12 protein-coding genes are annotated in these 14,390 nt (G+C 67.5%); 6 read left to right on the forward strand and 6 right to left on the reverse strand.

Annotation, left to right across the window (positions count from 1 at the left end):
• Positions 1-7 precede the first annotated feature (7 nt).
• Positions 8-2,464 (reverse strand): GcvT family protein, encoded by a 2,457-nt coding sequence (locus KEG38_RS13195; protein WP_272419773.1) that lies wholly within the window; start codon positions 2,462-2,464, stop codon positions 8-10.
• Positions 2,465-2,868: 404 nt separating this feature from the next.
• Here KEG38_RS13195 and KEG38_RS13200 point away from each other — a divergent pair, with 404 nt between their 5' ends.
• From KEG38_RS13200 to KEG38_RS13215, 4 genes are all read left to right on the forward strand, one after another.
• Complete coding sequence (locus KEG38_RS13200) at positions 2,869-4,254, forward strand: PAS domain-containing protein (protein ID WP_272419774.1); 1,386 nt, start codon at positions 2,869-2,871, stop codon at positions 4,252-4,254.
• A gap of 197 nt (positions 4,255-4,451) precedes the next feature.
• Complete coding sequence (locus tag KEG38_RS13205; protein WP_272419775.1) at positions 4,452-5,873, forward strand: PAS domain-containing protein; 1,422 nt, start codon at positions 4,452-4,454, stop codon at positions 5,871-5,873.
• Between the two features lie 59 nt (positions 5,874-5,932).
• Complete coding sequence (locus KEG38_RS13210; RefSeq protein WP_272419776.1) at positions 5,933-6,280, forward strand: hypothetical protein; 348 nt, start codon at positions 5,933-5,935, stop codon at positions 6,278-6,280.
• A 17-nt stretch (positions 6,281-6,297) separates the two neighbouring features.
• A complete protein-coding gene (locus KEG38_RS13215; protein ID WP_272420122.1) occupies positions 6,298-7,251 on the forward strand; it encodes an NAD(P)-dependent alcohol dehydrogenase in 954 nt (317 codons plus the stop codon).
• 7 nt (positions 7,252-7,258) lie between these two features.
• On the opposite strand, the gene KEG38_RS13220 is transcribed toward KEG38_RS13215, so the two are convergent.
• The 5 genes from KEG38_RS13220 to KEG38_RS13240 form a co-directional block, all read right to left on the reverse strand.
• On the reverse strand, positions 7,259-8,134 hold the full coding sequence (locus KEG38_RS13220; protein ID WP_272419777.1) for a hypothetical protein: 876 nt from the start codon (positions 8,132-8,134) through the stop codon (positions 7,259-7,261).
• A gap of 4 nt (positions 8,135-8,138) precedes the next feature.
• On the reverse strand, positions 8,139-8,750 hold the full coding sequence (locus KEG38_RS13225) for a hypothetical protein (RefSeq protein WP_272419778.1): 612 nt from the start codon (positions 8,748-8,750) through the stop codon (positions 8,139-8,141).
• 80 nt (positions 8,751-8,830) lie between these two features.
• Positions 8,831-10,477: a DUF255 domain-containing protein gene (locus KEG38_RS13230; RefSeq protein WP_272419779.1), complete on the reverse strand. Its 1,647-nt coding sequence runs from the start codon at positions 10,475-10,477 to the stop codon at positions 8,831-8,833.
• 35 nt (positions 10,478-10,512) lie between these two features.
• Positions 10,513-10,887, reverse strand: coding sequence for a cupin domain-containing protein (locus tag KEG38_RS13235; RefSeq protein ID WP_272419780.1), 375 nt, complete (start codon positions 10,885-10,887; stop codon positions 10,513-10,515).
• A 49-nt stretch (positions 10,888-10,936) separates the two neighbouring features.
• Positions 10,937-12,715, reverse strand: coding sequence for a hypothetical protein (locus tag KEG38_RS13240; RefSeq protein ID WP_272419781.1), 1,779 nt, complete (start codon positions 12,713-12,715; stop codon positions 10,937-10,939).
• A 97-nt stretch (positions 12,716-12,812) separates the two neighbouring features.
• On the opposite strand from KEG38_RS13240, the gene KEG38_RS13245 reads away from it, so the two are divergent.
• Positions 12,813-13,199: a DUF423 domain-containing protein gene (locus KEG38_RS13245; protein ID WP_272419782.1), complete on the forward strand. Its 387-nt coding sequence runs from the start codon at positions 12,813-12,815 to the stop codon at positions 13,197-13,199.
• A gap of 55 nt (positions 13,200-13,254) precedes the next feature.
• A complete protein-coding gene (locus KEG38_RS13250; protein ID WP_272419783.1) occupies positions 13,255-14,304 on the forward strand; it encodes a hypothetical protein in 1,050 nt (349 codons plus the stop codon).
• Positions 14,305-14,390: the final 86 nt, after the last annotated feature.

Consider the following 14,390-nt stretch of genomic DNA (forward strand, 5'->3'; position numbering starts at 1 on the left):
CGAGGGCTCACGCCTTCACGCGCTTCGCCTCGGGATCGTAGAGCGGCTTGAGCGAGGCGACGGCCGGATAGAGCTTGCCGGCGATGTCGACCTCCCACGTGGCGTTCTCGAGGTACTTCGTGTCGATGGGCTCGCCGGCCTCCACCATGACGAGGCCGACCGCGCCGCCCACGGTATGCCCGTACGAAGCCGCGCGCACGTAGCCGATGGGCTTTCCATTGCGACGCACGACCTCCGCGTGGAACATCAAGGGCTCCGGATCCTTCACGAGCACCTGCACGATTCGGCGCTTGAGCGGCCCCGCGGCTTTTTTCGCGAGCACCGCTTCCCGGCCGAGGAAGTCCGGCTTCTTCAGGTCGACCGCGAAGCCGAGCCCCGCTTCCAACACCGAATCGGTGTTGTCGATGTCGTGCCCGTAATCGCGGTAGCCCTTCTCCATGCGGAGGCTCGCCAGCGCCTTGAGCCCGGCGTGCTTGAGGTCCACGCGCTTGCCCGCCTCGACGAGGCGATCATAGACGTGCGTAGCCTGCTCCGTGGGGATGTAGAGCTCGTAGCCGAGCTCGCCCAGGTACGTGATACGCACGCAGAGCGCGCGGGCGAACCCGATGTCGATCTCCTGCGCGGCGCGGAACGGGAACGCCTCGTTCGACATGTCCTGCGACGTGACCATTTGCATGAGCTCGCGCGACCGCGGGCCCTGAATGTTGATCTGCGCATAACCCGAGGTCACGTCCGTCACGAATGCGTGCATGTCGGGCAACGCATGCCGTCGCATCCACGTGAGCACGTGGCGGTGCGCCGTGTCCGAGGCGACGACCCAGTATCGCTCGTCGTCGAGCTTCGTGACCGTGAGATCCGCCTCGATCGTGCCGCCCGCGTTCAGCCATTGCGTGTACGTGATCACGCCCGGCGCGCCGTCGACGCTGTTCGCGGAGATGTAATCGAGCAGCTTGCCCGCGTCCCGGCCCTGCACCAGGAATTTCGCCATGAACGACATGTCCATGAGGATCACGCCCTCGCGGCAGGCGCGGTGTTCGGCTTCCCAGTACGAAAACCAGTTTTGCCGGCCCCACGAGAGGCGCTCCACCTTCGGCGGGACGCCGGGCGGCGCATACCAGTCCGCGCCTTCCCAGCCGCTCACGTCCTTGAAATAGGCGCCCTGGGCTGCGAGCCTCTCGTGAATGGCGGAGGTCTTCGCGCCGCGCGCCGTTTGCATCGAACGCGTCGGGTAATGGCATTGATAGACCATCCCGAGCGACTCGACGGTGCGCGTGCGGCGGTATTCGGGGTTCGCCTGGTACGTGTGAAGCCGGTCGATGTTCATCCCCGTGACGTCCACGTCGGGCCGGCCGTTGATGATCCAGTGCGCGAGCACGCGCCCGAGGCCGCCGCCCGTGAGAATGCCGATCGAGTTCAAGCCCGCGGCGACGAAGTAATTCTTGAGCTCGGGCGCCTCGCCGACGACCGGCGCGAGGTCGGGCGTGAAGCTCTCGGGGCCGCAGAAGAACTTGCGGACGCCCACCTCCAGCGTGACGGGCACGCGCCGCATCGCCTTCTCGACATAGGGGCCCATTCGATCCCAGTCCGGGGTGATCTCGCCGAAGGAAAAATCATCCGGCACGCCCTCGATCTTCCACGGCGCGCAGACGGGCTCGAAGAGGCCCACCATCAAGCCGCCGACCTCCTCGCGGTAATACCCGTACGAGCCAGGATCCTCGAGCACCGGCATCGATTTCGGCAGGTCGGGGATCTTGGCCGTGATCAGGTAATAATGCTCGGCCGATTGCAGCGGGATGTTGACGCCCGATTTCGCGCCGAGCTGCCGCGCCCACATGCCCGCGCAGTTCACCACACACTCGGCCTCGATGTCGCCGAACGGCGTCTGCACGCCGGCGACGGCGCCGCGCTTCGTGAGCACCCCGGTGCAGGGCACGTTTTCGAGGATCGTCGCGCCTTGCATCTTCGCGCCCTTCGCGAGCGCCATCGTGATGTCGACCGGGTTCGCCTGGCCGTCCTCCTTCACATAGAAGCCGGCCAGGATGTCGTCGGTCCGCGCGAGCGGGAAGAGCTCCTTCACCTGCGAGGGCGAGATCTCGTGCACGTCGACGCCGCAGTGGCGGTTGAACGCCGAGACGCGCCGGTACTCCTCGAGCCGGTCCGGATCCGCCGCGACCTCGATGAACCCGACCGGCTTGAACCCGGTGCCGAGGCCCGTCTCCGCTTCGAGGCGCGTGTAAAGGTCGCGCGTGTACTTGCGCATCTCGGTCGACGTCTCCGACGTCGAGCCGAACGTCACGATGAGCCCGGCGGCATGCCAGGTCGTGCCGGAGGTGAGGCGGTCCCGTTCGAGCAGGACCACGTCCTTCCAGCCCATGTGAGCCAGATGGTAGGCGACGGAGCAGCCAATGACCCCGCCACCGACGACGACGACACGCGCGCGTTTCGGCAGAACCGGTACGGACATGGCGTGCTCATGCCTGAAACCGTCGCCCGCGTCCAAGCCCATCGATGACGAACGTGACGATTCTCACCCGGATGTCGGGTTAGAACGTGGGGCAGCAAACGTCGCCGTGCCGAAGTCGGTCGGCGGATCCCGAGCGGCCGGGAAGCCGCGGCGCTTGCCCGAGCGTGGGCGCGTGCGCGCCGCGATAACACGTGACGAGCCGGGTCGACCGTTCGTCCAGGGCGCGATGTGGACCCATCCTTTATGCAGAGTCGAAATCGTGCGCAGAGCCATCGCACATGCACAAGCGTTGCGCGGCGCTGGCAGGCACGTCTCCGACGCGTCAATCCGTTGACGAGGTTGCGACGTGTTCGTAGGGTGATTGGATTCGACTCCATCTGCGCGGACGCGAGGGGGAGGACAGCGTGTATCTTCCGATGGAAAACGAGTACGCGGCGCTCCGCGCGCGGGTCGCCGAGCTGGAGGCGCGACTCGCTGCTCGATCGCCCGTCGCGACGAATGGCCACCATCGCGAGGCGATCCCCGCCGATCACGAAGCCGAGACGCGGCTCCTCCGGGCGGCGCTGCATAACCTCGCCGACGCCGTGGTGATCTGCAACCGCGAGGGCCGCACCATCCACTTCAACGCCGCTGCGACGCAGATCTTCGGCGAGCTATCGAGAGAGGTCACCTCCGAGGCGCTGTCGACGCGATACGGCCTCTTTTATCCGGATGGCGTGACCCACATCCCGGCGGACGAGCTGCCGTCCCATCGTGCACTCCGGGGCGAGAGCGTCGACGGCATCGAGCTCGTCGTGCGAAGGGAGGGCCTGCCGGCCTGCCTGTACGTCGAATGCTCTGCGCGTTGCATTCGCGACGCGAGCGGGGCTATCTGCGGCGCCGTGGTCGTGTGCCGCGACCTCGGCGAGCGCAGGCGATACGAGGCCGAGCGCGAGCGGCGGCTCCGCGCCGAGGAGGAGCGGCTCGCCGCCGAGAACGAGCGGCTCCGCATGGCGCGGATCCTGAGGAGCCTGCTCGATCACCTCGACATCATCGTCTGGGCGACCGACGAAAAAGGCGTCTTCACGTTCCACGATGGTCGCGGCGCCGAGTCGGCCGGCCTCGCGCGGGGCTGGCTCGTCGGCAAGAGTGCCCACGAGGTCTACCCCGACGACATGCTCATCCACCGCGCATTGTCGGCGGGTGTCCCTGGGCACGACCGCAACGAGGCCCACGGGGTCGCCTGGGAGCATTGGGCCATTCCGATGAACGACGACGGGAAGCCCTCGGGTGTCATCGGCCTGAGCCTGAACGTCACCGAGGCCTATCACGTCAAGCTGGAGCTCGAAGCGAAACTCGCCCTCATTCAGCGGCAGCAGGAGGTCATCTTCAATCTGGAGACCCCGATCATCCAGGTCTGGGACCGCGTCCTCACGCTGCCGATGGTGGGCGTCGTCGACAGCCAGCGCGCCGCGCGGGTCACGGACAACGTCCTCGCCGAGGTCTCGCGCACGCAAGCGCGCTTCGCGATCCTCGATTTGACGGGCGTCGACGTGGTCGATACGGCCACGGCCGGCCACATCCTCAATATCATCGCGGCCGTTCGCCTCCTCGGGGCGGAAGGGATCATCACGGGGATTCGCCCGAACATCGCCCAGACCATGATCTCCCTCGGCCTCGATCTGTCACGCGTGCGCACGCTGGCGACGTTGCGCGACGGCCTGTCCCTCGTCATTCGAGAGCTCAACGGGGCCGCCGGCGGCAGGTTCGGGGCCGGAGCGCAAAAGGCCCGCAGCTCCCGGCCCGGTTGAATCGCGCCACGCACGAATCCCCCCGTCCTCACGAGTATCCTCCAATCAGGCAAATCCCGACTTGCGGGCGGCGCCGCGAATTCGAGCGCACGTCTTCGACGCCGTCAGTCCGTTGACACCGCCACGGGTTCACCGATAACGTGAACGACAATCGGTCTCGCGCCCTCATTCACGTGGGACCGAGGGGGGAGGACAGCGTGTCGTCTATTGCCTTTGAACAGGAGTGCGCGGAGTTGCGCGCGCGGGTCGCCGAGCTCGAAGCACGTCTCGCCGAGCAGGCGCCCGCCATGACGAATGGCCACTATACGAATGGACACCAGACGAATGGCCACCACAAGAACGGGAGTCCGTCCGACCAGGACGGCGAGACGCGGCTCCTCCGCGCGGCCATTCACAGCCTGGCCGACGGTGTGGTGGTCTGCGACGGCGCGGGCCGCCTTCTTCATTTCAACGCCGTCGCGACGTCGATCTTCGGGGAGCGGAGCGAGGTCATGCCCACGGAGTGGTCGATGCGTTATGGCATCTACCATCTGGATGGCGTGACGCCCTTCCCGACGCACGAAATGCCGCTCGTCCGGGCCTTGCAGGGCGAGAGCGTCGACGCCGTCGAGTTCTTCGTGCGGAGCGAGCAACTGCCGGCGGGCAGGTACATCGAATGCTCGGCGCGCGGAATCCGCGACGCAGACGGCGATCTCTGCGGCGCCGTCGCCGTCTGCCGCGACCTCGGGGAGCGAAGGCGCTACGAGGCCGAGCGCGAGCAAAGGCTGCGCGCCGAGGAGGAGCGGCTCACCGCCGAAAAAGAGAGGCTCCGTATGGCGCGGATCCTCCAGAGCCTCCTCGACCAGCTCGACGTGGTCGTCTGGGTGACCGACAAGAAAGGGGACTTCACGTTCCACGACGGTCAGGGCTGCCCGGCCGCTGGATTCGAACGGGGCTCGCTCGTAGGAAAAAACATCTTCGAGATTTCCCCGGGCGATCGCCTCGTGCAGCGCGCCCTCCTGGGCAGCGCGGCGTACGATCGCACGCAGACGAACGGTACCTTCTGGGACAACTGGGTCATCCCGTTCGGCGAGGACGACAAGGAGGTCTCGGGTGTTCTCGGCCTGAGCTTGAACGTCACCGAGGCGCATCAGGCCAAAGCGGAGCTCGAAGCGAAACTCGCCGTCATTCAACGGCAGCAGGAGGTCATTTTCAACCTGGAGACCCCGATCATCCAGGTCTGGGACAACGTCCTCACGCTCCCGATGGTGGGCGTCGTCGACAGCCGGCGCGCCGCGCGGGTCACGGACGACCTGCTCGCCGAGGTCTCGCGCACCCAGGCGCGCTTCGCGATCCTCGATTTGACGGGCGTCGACGTCGTCGATACGGCCACGGCCGGCCATATGCTGAACATCATCACGGCGGTCCGCCTCCTCGGAGCGGAAGGAATCATCACCGGGATTCGCCCGAACGTCGCGCAGACGATGGTTTCCCTCGGCCTCGACCTATCGCGCGTACGCACGCTGGCGACGTTGCGCGACGGCCTCGCCTTCGCGATTCGAAAGCTCAGCGACGACGGCAGCGCCGTGCGCCGAGCCGCCGCGCTGTCCCGCCCGACCCGCAGCGCCGAGCCCGAGTGAAATGATTCGTTGAAATCCTCTTGACTAACGCACGCGGGGGCGGTGTGGTACGCGAGGCCATGGACTCCTCGCTCCAGAACGATCCCGACATCGCCGCGCTCGAGCAAGCCGCGGCGAACCAGCGCAAGAAAAAGCTGCTCATCGTCGGCGGCGTGATCTTGATCCTCCCGCTCTACTGGGGCATGGGTTTTTCGAGCGTTCGCGCCTCCCTCGCGGAGGAAGGGTATACCGACCTCAAGGTCTCGCCGTCGGGGCTGTTCGACTGGAGTTTCGAGGGGAAGAAGGGCGCCTCGACCTGCAGCGGCAGCGTCACCCGCCTGCCGTTCTCCTCCTCGAAAAGCACCTTCTGTTATTCGATCGACGCTTCGGGGCGCGCGAGCGGGTCCGTCGGCACGAGCAAGGATTGACGCGGAGGCGCGTGGCGATGATCGTCGCGACGTCCCGTTCGTCCCGCGAACCTCTACGCCTCGTCGAGCTGCCCTCACGCCCGCTCCGTCCGGACGAGCTGCGCGTCCGCGTCCAGGCCATCGGCGTCAACCCCGTCGATTGGAAAATGCGCGAAGGGGGCCCGCTCGGCACGGCTCAGCGAATCATCGGCCCGTCCGGGCCGCTCGTCGTCGGCATCGATTTCGCCGGTGAGGTCGTCGAAGTCGGGAGCGCTGTCGAGGGGCCGAAGCTCGGCGACCGCGTCGTCGGCGGCACCGATTTCTCCCGCAACCAGCGCGGCAGTTATGCCGACGAGGTCATCATCCGTCCCGATCAATGCGCCGAGCTGCCGACGTCGGTCTCGTTCGACGACGCCGCGTGCCTTCCGGTCGCCGGCGTGACGGCTTGGCGCTGGCTGGAGGAGGCCGATATCCCCGCGAAGCCCGGCGCGCGCGTGCTCGTGCTCGGAGGCTCGGGCGGCGTCGGGCTTTTTGCTTTGCAGCTCGCCCGCTCGTATGGCGCGACCGTGGCGGCCGTGTGCTCGGCGCGGAACGTACCGCTCGTCACGCGGCTCGGCGCCACGGCCATCGATTACAATGCAGGCGACCCGTTCGAGGCCGCGGCTCGCCTCGGCCCCTTTGATCTCGTGCTCAATGCCATGGGCTCGGCGGTGTATCCGTCGTCCGCGTGCCGGAAGCTCTTGACCGCGACGGGCTTGCTCGGGCTCGTGGTCGTTCGGCCCGCCGATTACCCTTCGCTTTTGCTCTCGCGCCGGACGAAGACGCTCCTCGGCAAACCCACACGCGCCGCCCTCGAGCCGCTCGTCGCCGCACTCGCGAAGGGTGAGGTCGAGGCCATCATCGAGGCGAAGTTCCCGCTCGCGCAGGCCGAGGAGGCGCACGTACGGTCCCGCGCCGGCAAGGTCGTCGGCAAGCTTCTGCTCGTTCCCTGAGCCAATTTCACGATTCCGGATCGTCCTGCCTGAGCAATGCGCTGAGGTGCGCGATTTGCCAGGCATGTTCCTCGCTGTGCGCCTGCTCGGCGCGGGTTCGTGCTGCCGCGGAATCGGCGGGCGGAGTCCGCGGTGTCCACAGCGATCGAAGCCACGACGTGAAGCCGCCGGGCGCCGTTTCTTCGGGGATCGAGGCCGCCACGTCCTCGGCGGCGCGGACCGCGGCGAGGCGAGACACCTCGATGGCGGCGCGGCTCGCCGCTGCTTGTCGTCGCTGAACCAGCCGGGTCGCAATCGCGCCGGCATCCAGCTCCGATTTCGCGGCCCACGCGCCCGGTCCCCGTGAAGCGGCCGCTTGCATGGCGGCATCGAGCTCGACGTCGGTCCACATTTCCTCGGCCTTCCATTCGTGCTCCGCGTCGGCCTCGGCCGCGGCCATCTCGGCGGCCGCCTCCGCGACGATGGCCGCCGCCTCGGCCGCGGCTCTTGGCGCGCGGGCATCCCATGCCTCGACGGCCCTGCGCGCCTCCGCGCCCACGTCTGCGAGCACGCGCGCCGGGGCCAGATTCCGCTTCAGCATGGCGTCGGCCAATGCAATGCTGCCGAAGAAACCGTTGGGGGAAGGTTTGTCCTCTTCCGGGGCCGGCTTCCAGGGCCATGACCCTTCGATCCATTGCTGCACCCGCCGGATCGCCTCGCAGCTCGACGCCTCGGGCTCGCGCCGCGCTTCTCGCTCCCCGTCCAGGGCCCGGGCGGCACAATCGCAGGCAAACCGCAGCAGCACGGATGCGGGAATACCCCCCGCGCCGATCACCCGTGCGAGGCGTTCGTCCGCCGCGATCGAACCATCGGCGAGGAGATCGTGTGCGCCTTTCTTGTTCAAGGGATCAGCGACAATGATCCGGCGGCAGCGGATGGACCGCGTCTGCCGGGGAAAACGGATACCACACGACGGCGATCGTGCTCACGCGACCCGAGCTGCACATCAAGGTCACGTCGAGGAACAGGTCCTTCTCGTAATGCTTGCAGGTCGTGTACGCGCCCACCGAATCTGTGAAATCGAGCGCCGCGGCGGCCTCCTCGCAGGTTTTTCCCCAGATGGACAGCGGCCCGTCCGCGTGCTGCTTCACCCAGTCCGCCGCGCCCACGTGGATATCGATCATCAGCCCTCCGGAGGGCATGACCGACACCGTGGGCCCGTCCTTGTACCGGATCTTGTCGCTCTTCCGTTCCCCCTTGCCCCAAGCCGCCTCGACGTCGTCCAGCGTGGCCCTGGCGCGCACGCCTGCAATGGAGAGGAAATCCCGATAGCCGAAGACCTTCGGCGTGGATGCAGGCGGCGGAGGCGGCGGTTCGGAGGGCGGCTCGGCGCCCTTGGGTTCCTGCGTCGTCGTGGTCACGGGCGGCACGGAAGCGGCCACCGGCGGCGTGGGAGCGCTCGCGCAGCCAAGGGCGCCGAGCATCAGCACGAGGGGTATGGATCGTATCGAGGGCTTCACGCGTCCTCCTGCACGAAGTGGCGACGTAGTGTTCCACGAGCCTGCTCGTTCCCGCAAGCCCTTGAAGCTCCGCGTTTTCTTCAGCGCGCACCCGGCCAAGGAAAAACGCCCGCCTCGTCGAGCGCGAGCAAGAACTCCCCGACCATCCGGCCCTGCTCCGCCACACCGCGCGGGCTCCCGATGGCCACGAGTGTCCTCTTGGCGCGCGTGAAAAACGCTTGATCTCCCGTGATCCGTCCGAGCCCCGCGAGGAACCGCGCGGCCTGCGTGTTGCTCACGAACGGCCGCTCGCGCCGCGCGAACACGCCGACCGCCGAAGGATCCTTCGTGTGCGCGAAATATGCCCCCGTCGCCTCGTCGAGCAGTGTTTTCTCCATCGTCTCTGCGATCCGGAGCGCGGTGTCACGGTAGGTCGCGTTTTGCGTGACCTCGAAGAGCCGTACAAGCGCCCGGCCAAACCCCGCGGCGTCCGCGAGATAATGAACCGGCGAACGGTTCTTCGCGTCGTGCTCGACCGCGCCGCCTTGCCCCACGTGGCTCGCCATCACCAGGGCCGCGGCCCGCTCCGCCCGTGCAAGGGCGTCCTTGTCGCCCGACGCCTCGAACAGGGTGCACATCGCCGCAATGGCGAGCCCATTCTCGTAGGCATACACGTGCTCGTCGATCCGCGGAATCCCCAGCTTGCGCCGCCCGGCGTCGTCGAGACGATAGTACACGTCCCCGTCGATGAACGGTTTTCCCTCCTCGTGCGCGCCCACGTCCGCGTCCTGGCTCACGAGGAAACCGCCCTCGGCATTCGACAGGAAGGTCGAGAGGTACCGCGCGATCCCGCGTGCGTCCTCGAGCAGATCCTTGCGGCCCGCGGCCTTGTGCGCGGCGGCGTACGCTTCGAGGTTCGCCGCCTGGTAGGGCATCAATTTCTCGTAATGGGGCTCGGTCCAGGTCGATCCCGCGGAATACTGGTAGATGCCGCCCCAGACCGGATCGAGGATCGCGCGCTGTTTTTCCAGCGTGAACACGGCGCGCCGAAGCGCGAGCGCGTCCCCGTGCGCCGCGCGCCGAAGCTCGAACTGCACGTTCGCGCCGAGCGGCGACTTCTGAAAATCACCCCAGCTCCCCTGTTCTCGGTCGAAATACCGGTCCATGTCGATCGAGACCCGCGCGGCGATCCACGGAAGCGCCTCGGGCGCGGGGACGATTCGCGCCGGATCCGGCGACTTCTCCCCGCTCTCCGCGTCCGCCTGGGCGATCGCTTCGAGGATGGGCAAGAGCTCGTCCGGCGGCAGGTATCCGCGATATTTGCCGATCTCCTCGGCGTCGGGCGAGAGCAGGATCGTCGCCGGCCAGCCCCAGTCGGCATACCGTTCGCCGATGTCCGGGCGCTCGTCGATGTCCACGCGAATGGCGACGAATTTTTCGTGAAGGAGGCGGCCCACGCGTTCGTCGAGGTACGTCGTCTCGTCCATCACGTGGCACCAGTGACACCACGAGGCCGCGCCGTCGAGGAGAATGAATTTCCGCTCGGCGCGGGCGCGCGCGAAGGTCTCCGGCGAGAACGATTGCCACGTGAAGAACTGCTTCTTCTCCTTCGCCCGCGCGAGCGCGAGGTTCACCGCGTCCGGCGTCCCCTCGCGCACGAGCCCGCGCGAGGCGGCGGGGGGCGCTTTGGGCGCGGCGCTGCAGCCGAGGACGAGCACGAGGGCAGGAAGCAAAAGACGTCGCCTCACGCCCCACGTACGCGCGGCCCCGCGCCGCGGATCCTTCACGGATCTCCCGTGGGCTGAATGGCCGTCGTCTCGACCATGAGCATGACGGTCCTCCCCGGGGCCCTCGGCCGATGCATCACCCCTTTCGTGATCGTCGCGCCCTGCTGCGGCCCGAGCTCGATCGTCCGATCCTCCAGGTCGATGAGCAGCTTGCCTTCGAGGACGAAAAAGAACTCGTCGTCCTCGTCGTGCTTGTGCCAATGGAAATCGCCCTCCACGACCCCGAGCCGCACCACGCTGCCATTGACCTGCGTGAGCGTCCGGTTTTGCCATTTCTCGGTGCACGCGGCGACGACGGAGGGGACGTCGATGCGCTCGAGGTGCTGGAACTTCACGTCGAGGTTGATGTTGTACTTGTCGCGGTCGGTCATGCGAGGGCTCCTCCCTGGGCGCGATGCTACCGTCGTTCGCCGGCCACCGCTAGAGGTTCAGCATATGGAGCGCGATCGCCGCGGCGCGCTCCGTTTTTCGTTCTTCGAGGTACGCCGTGATCTCCGGGACGAGCCCGACGAGCTTGCCGTATTCGCCGAGCGCGCGCGTTCGGGCTCTCGACACCTCGAGGAAGTAGATGTGCGCGACCTTCTTCCGATCCGGCGGGTCGGGCTGCATGTAGCCGCGCAAAATCGCGCGCGCCGTATCCATCGACGCGCCGGGCGCGCCCGAGGCGTGGAACGTGATCACACGCTCGAACGAGGGCTGAAAGTACTTCCACACCTCCGCCGTCGCAGAATCGATCGGAATCGGCGCGAGGGCCTGCTGTTCGAGCCAGGCGCGCACCCCGGCGTGCCGCTCGATCCATCCCGGATGAACCAGGAGGGCGCGCGCCACGACCGACCACAAGGGCTGCTCGTCCGCAGGGTAGGCAATCGCCGGATGATGTTCGTCGCGGCTCCGGTCACGCGGGCTGACCTGCTCGGGCTTCGCCGTGAGAAGCTTTTCAAGGAGCTTTACGCGCCGCGCCTCGTCCACGCCGTCGAGGCCCAGCGCGACATCCATGCGGCAAACGGACTCGGTGTCGAGGCGGATGCGCTCTCCGTCGAAGATCGGCGCGATGAACGCGTCGAAGCGTCGTGACGCCTCGGCGGGCGGCAGCCATCGGCCGAGCTCGTTGAGCACGTAGCAGCGGGGCGCATTGAAGCGCAGCGTTTCGAGCTCCTGGTCGAGCTCGCGCACGCGGGCGAGCGCGGCGGCCTCCGGGACCTTTCCGCTCCCAGGCTCCATGTAAAGCAATTCCTCCTGGGCATACATTCGATCTCGTCGCGGCCGCGGGAGCTCCACCCCGCTGACCGATTTCTGCGGGGTATCGAGATCGAAGAGCGCCCCGCGCGCCACCTCCGCGAGGTCCCGCGCCGCGCCCGGAGTGCCCTGCGTCAGCGGGACCTCGCCTTTCGCCGCGAGGATCTCGTTCACGAGCGCCCGCGCCTCCCGCTCCAGGCCAAAACGCACGCCGTACGTGCCCAGATCGTTGATCTGCAGGAGCACGAGCTCCAGCGAGGCCGCGTCCGCGGGCCCTGCGAGCCTCCGCTTGATTTCGGGGAGCGAGCCGCGGAGGATCGCCGGCCCCTTGTCGCCCACCGCGCGCTCGGGATGTCCCCAGAGCATATGCTCATAGATGGCGGAGGTCGCGTCGTGCAAGAGGAGCTGCTCGCGCGCGTCCTTGCTCTTGCGCACCCGATCGAGAAGGAGCCGCCCGCCCTCGGGGACATTGCTGACCACCCAGAACGCGGGAATGCTGGCGAGCGCGAGATATCGGACGAAGGATTTGGGCGGACGTGGCCCGGGTTCGTCCGGGCCGAGCTCGTACTCCGTGATGCTCGCCTCGTCCCGCTTGACGAGCGCCATGAGGATCTCCGCGTCGTGCACGGTGCGGATGCGCGCGACGAGCAAGCGTGTGAAGTGGAGGGGTTTTTCGTCGAACGCCGCCGCGCTCTCCGCTTCGAGCTCTTCGTCGCAAGGCGGCGCGAGCAGGAGATCACTGACGTCGGGGAAAAGCCGGGGGATCGTTTCGAGGATATGGGCTCGGACGAGCGGCGAGGCGCGCTCGGCTCGTTCCCGCTCGCGCCGCATCAGGGCGAACATCTCGTCGGGGACGGGACGGCCAACCTGGGGGACCGCGCCGGTGAGGCACGGCGGAGCGCTCATCGAGCAGGCAGAGAGCGCGAGGGCGAGGGCGAAGGGGACCGCGGCACGGAATTTCATCGGGCAGGCAACATACCGCGACAACCGGGCTCCGTCCCAGGTACTTTCGTGCTTCCGGGTTCGTGCACGAACGCTGTGCGCGCGTCACGCTCCACGCATGGAACGTTTTTCCCTCCTGCTCGCCGGCGTGGTCGGCTTCCTCGGGGTCGCGCTCGGCGCGTTCGGGGCGCACGGCCTCAAGAAATGGGTCACGCAGTTCCCGGACGCCGAGCAGCGCCTCGGCTGGTGGCAGACCGGATCCCAATACCACCTGCTCCACGCCCTTGCGATAGGCCTGACGGCATTGCACCCCACGCCGACGAAGGAGGGCAGCGCCCTCGCGCCCTGGTTCTTCCTCGGCGGGATTTTTCTATTTTCAGGCAGTCTTTACGTCATGACGCTGACCGGTCGTCGCGTGCTCGGCGCGGTCACGCCCCTCGGCGGCCTCATGCTGCTCGCCGGCTGGCTCGCCATTGCGTTGAACGCCCTCTTCGCGACGGCATGACTCCTGCTAGGATCGGGATTGCCGGGGCGCGGATGGGCGCCCCGAAGGAGCCAGAATGATCTTTGCTTTGACGTCCAAGTCTCGTCGCTCGTCTCCTGCTGCCCGACGGCGTGCCACTCTGCGCCACGGGCGCTCCCCGCTCGCCAGGGAGAAAACGCGCCTCGTCGCCCATTTCCGCACGGTCCTCGCCGAGCTGCGCGCCCGTGATACGAGCCACCTTTCGCCCGAGCAACGCGCGGCGCGCGCGGGCTTGATCGCCGAGCTCCAGCGTTATGCCCGCACCGGGCGTTTCCCGCGGAACCTCGATTTCCCTGGGATCCGGATGCCCTATTTCGTCGACGCGTTCGGGACGCGTTGCGCGATGGCGTACCTCATCGAGTCGACGGGCGAGACCGATCTCGTCGCGCGCGTGGCAAGGACGGCGAACAACGCGTTCATTCGCGAGATCGAGGGAGACGCCGCGCTCCGCGCCTGGCTCGATCGGGCGGGGCTCACGGCGGCGGAGGCGGCTCGGATCCAGCCGGAGTATTGCTTCGAGTCCAAGGCCGACGCCTGCTTCTGCAACAATACCGGCGTGGGGAACGTCGCCGTGGCCGAGGCGACCGTGACTGCCGTCACGTCGGGGGGAACGGCCACGGTGAAGGTTGACGTCCTTCACGGCGATGCCTCCGTCGCCATGGTGGGCGACACGCTCACCAACGTTTCGAATGCAGGCAACACCGTCGGTGCCCCGGTGCTCGTCCCGATCCACGAGCAAGGCGCCGGCCTGGCGGTGCGGCTCGACGCGAATGGAACCGCGGAGGTCGTCTGCGGGTTCGACGTGCCCAAGATCTCGAAGCAGGACGCGATCAACGCAATGCTCGCGACGACCAGCGACGGCGAGGGTTCTGCCTGCTCGAACTACCTCGCGAAGAAGGACGCCGTATGGGGCGAGTCGCAGTGCGACGGGAGCGACGGCGGCGGCTGTGCGCTCACGGCCGGAGGCAGTGGCAGCGCGTCTCCGCTGCTCCTCGGCTCGCTCGTGCTCGCCGCCGCGACGTTCGCGCGACGGAGGCGCGTGGCCCGGAAGCGAAAGGCGTCGACGCAAGCCTTTACGAATCGCTAGCCCACGCGCCGCGCGCGTGAAGGAGCCTCCGGGGCGTCCGGTCTGGACAGGCCCCGGAGGATTCTGTATATCCGTTTCGAGGAACG

The organism is Polyangium jinanense, from assembly GCF_028435265.1.
In the GTDB taxonomy this organism is placed as follows: Bacteria; Myxococcota_A; Polyangia; order Polyangiales; family Polyangiaceae; genus Polyangium; species Polyangium jinanense.

Bases quoted from the DNA above. Each gene is read 5' to 3' on its own strand.
- KEG38_RS13245 (WP_272419782.1), top strand. From the start codon at position 12,813: ATGGAACGTTTTTCCCTCCTGCTCGCCGGCGTGGTCGGCTTCCTCGGG.
- KEG38_RS13195 (WP_272419773.1), bottom strand. From the start codon at position 2,464: ATGTCCGTACCGGTTCTGCCGAAACGCGCGCGTGTCGTCGTCGTCGGT.
- KEG38_RS13240 (WP_272419781.1), bottom strand. From the start codon at position 12,715: ATGAAATTCCGTGCCGCGGTCCCCTTCGCCCTCGCCCTCGCGCTCTCT.
- KEG38_RS13235 (WP_272419780.1), bottom strand. From the start codon at position 10,887: ATGACCGACCGCGACAAGTACAACATCAACCTCGACGTGAAGTTCCAG.
- KEG38_RS13210 (WP_272419776.1), top strand. From the start codon at position 5,933: ATGGACTCCTCGCTCCAGAACGATCCCGACATCGCCGCGCTCGAGCAA.
- KEG38_RS13215 (WP_272420122.1), top strand. From the start codon at position 6,298: ATGATCGTCGCGACGTCCCGTTCGTCCCGCGAACCTCTACGCCTCGTC.
- KEG38_RS13250 (WP_272419783.1), top strand. From the start codon at position 13,255: ATGATCTTTGCTTTGACGTCCAAGTCTCGTCGCTCGTCTCCTGCTGCC.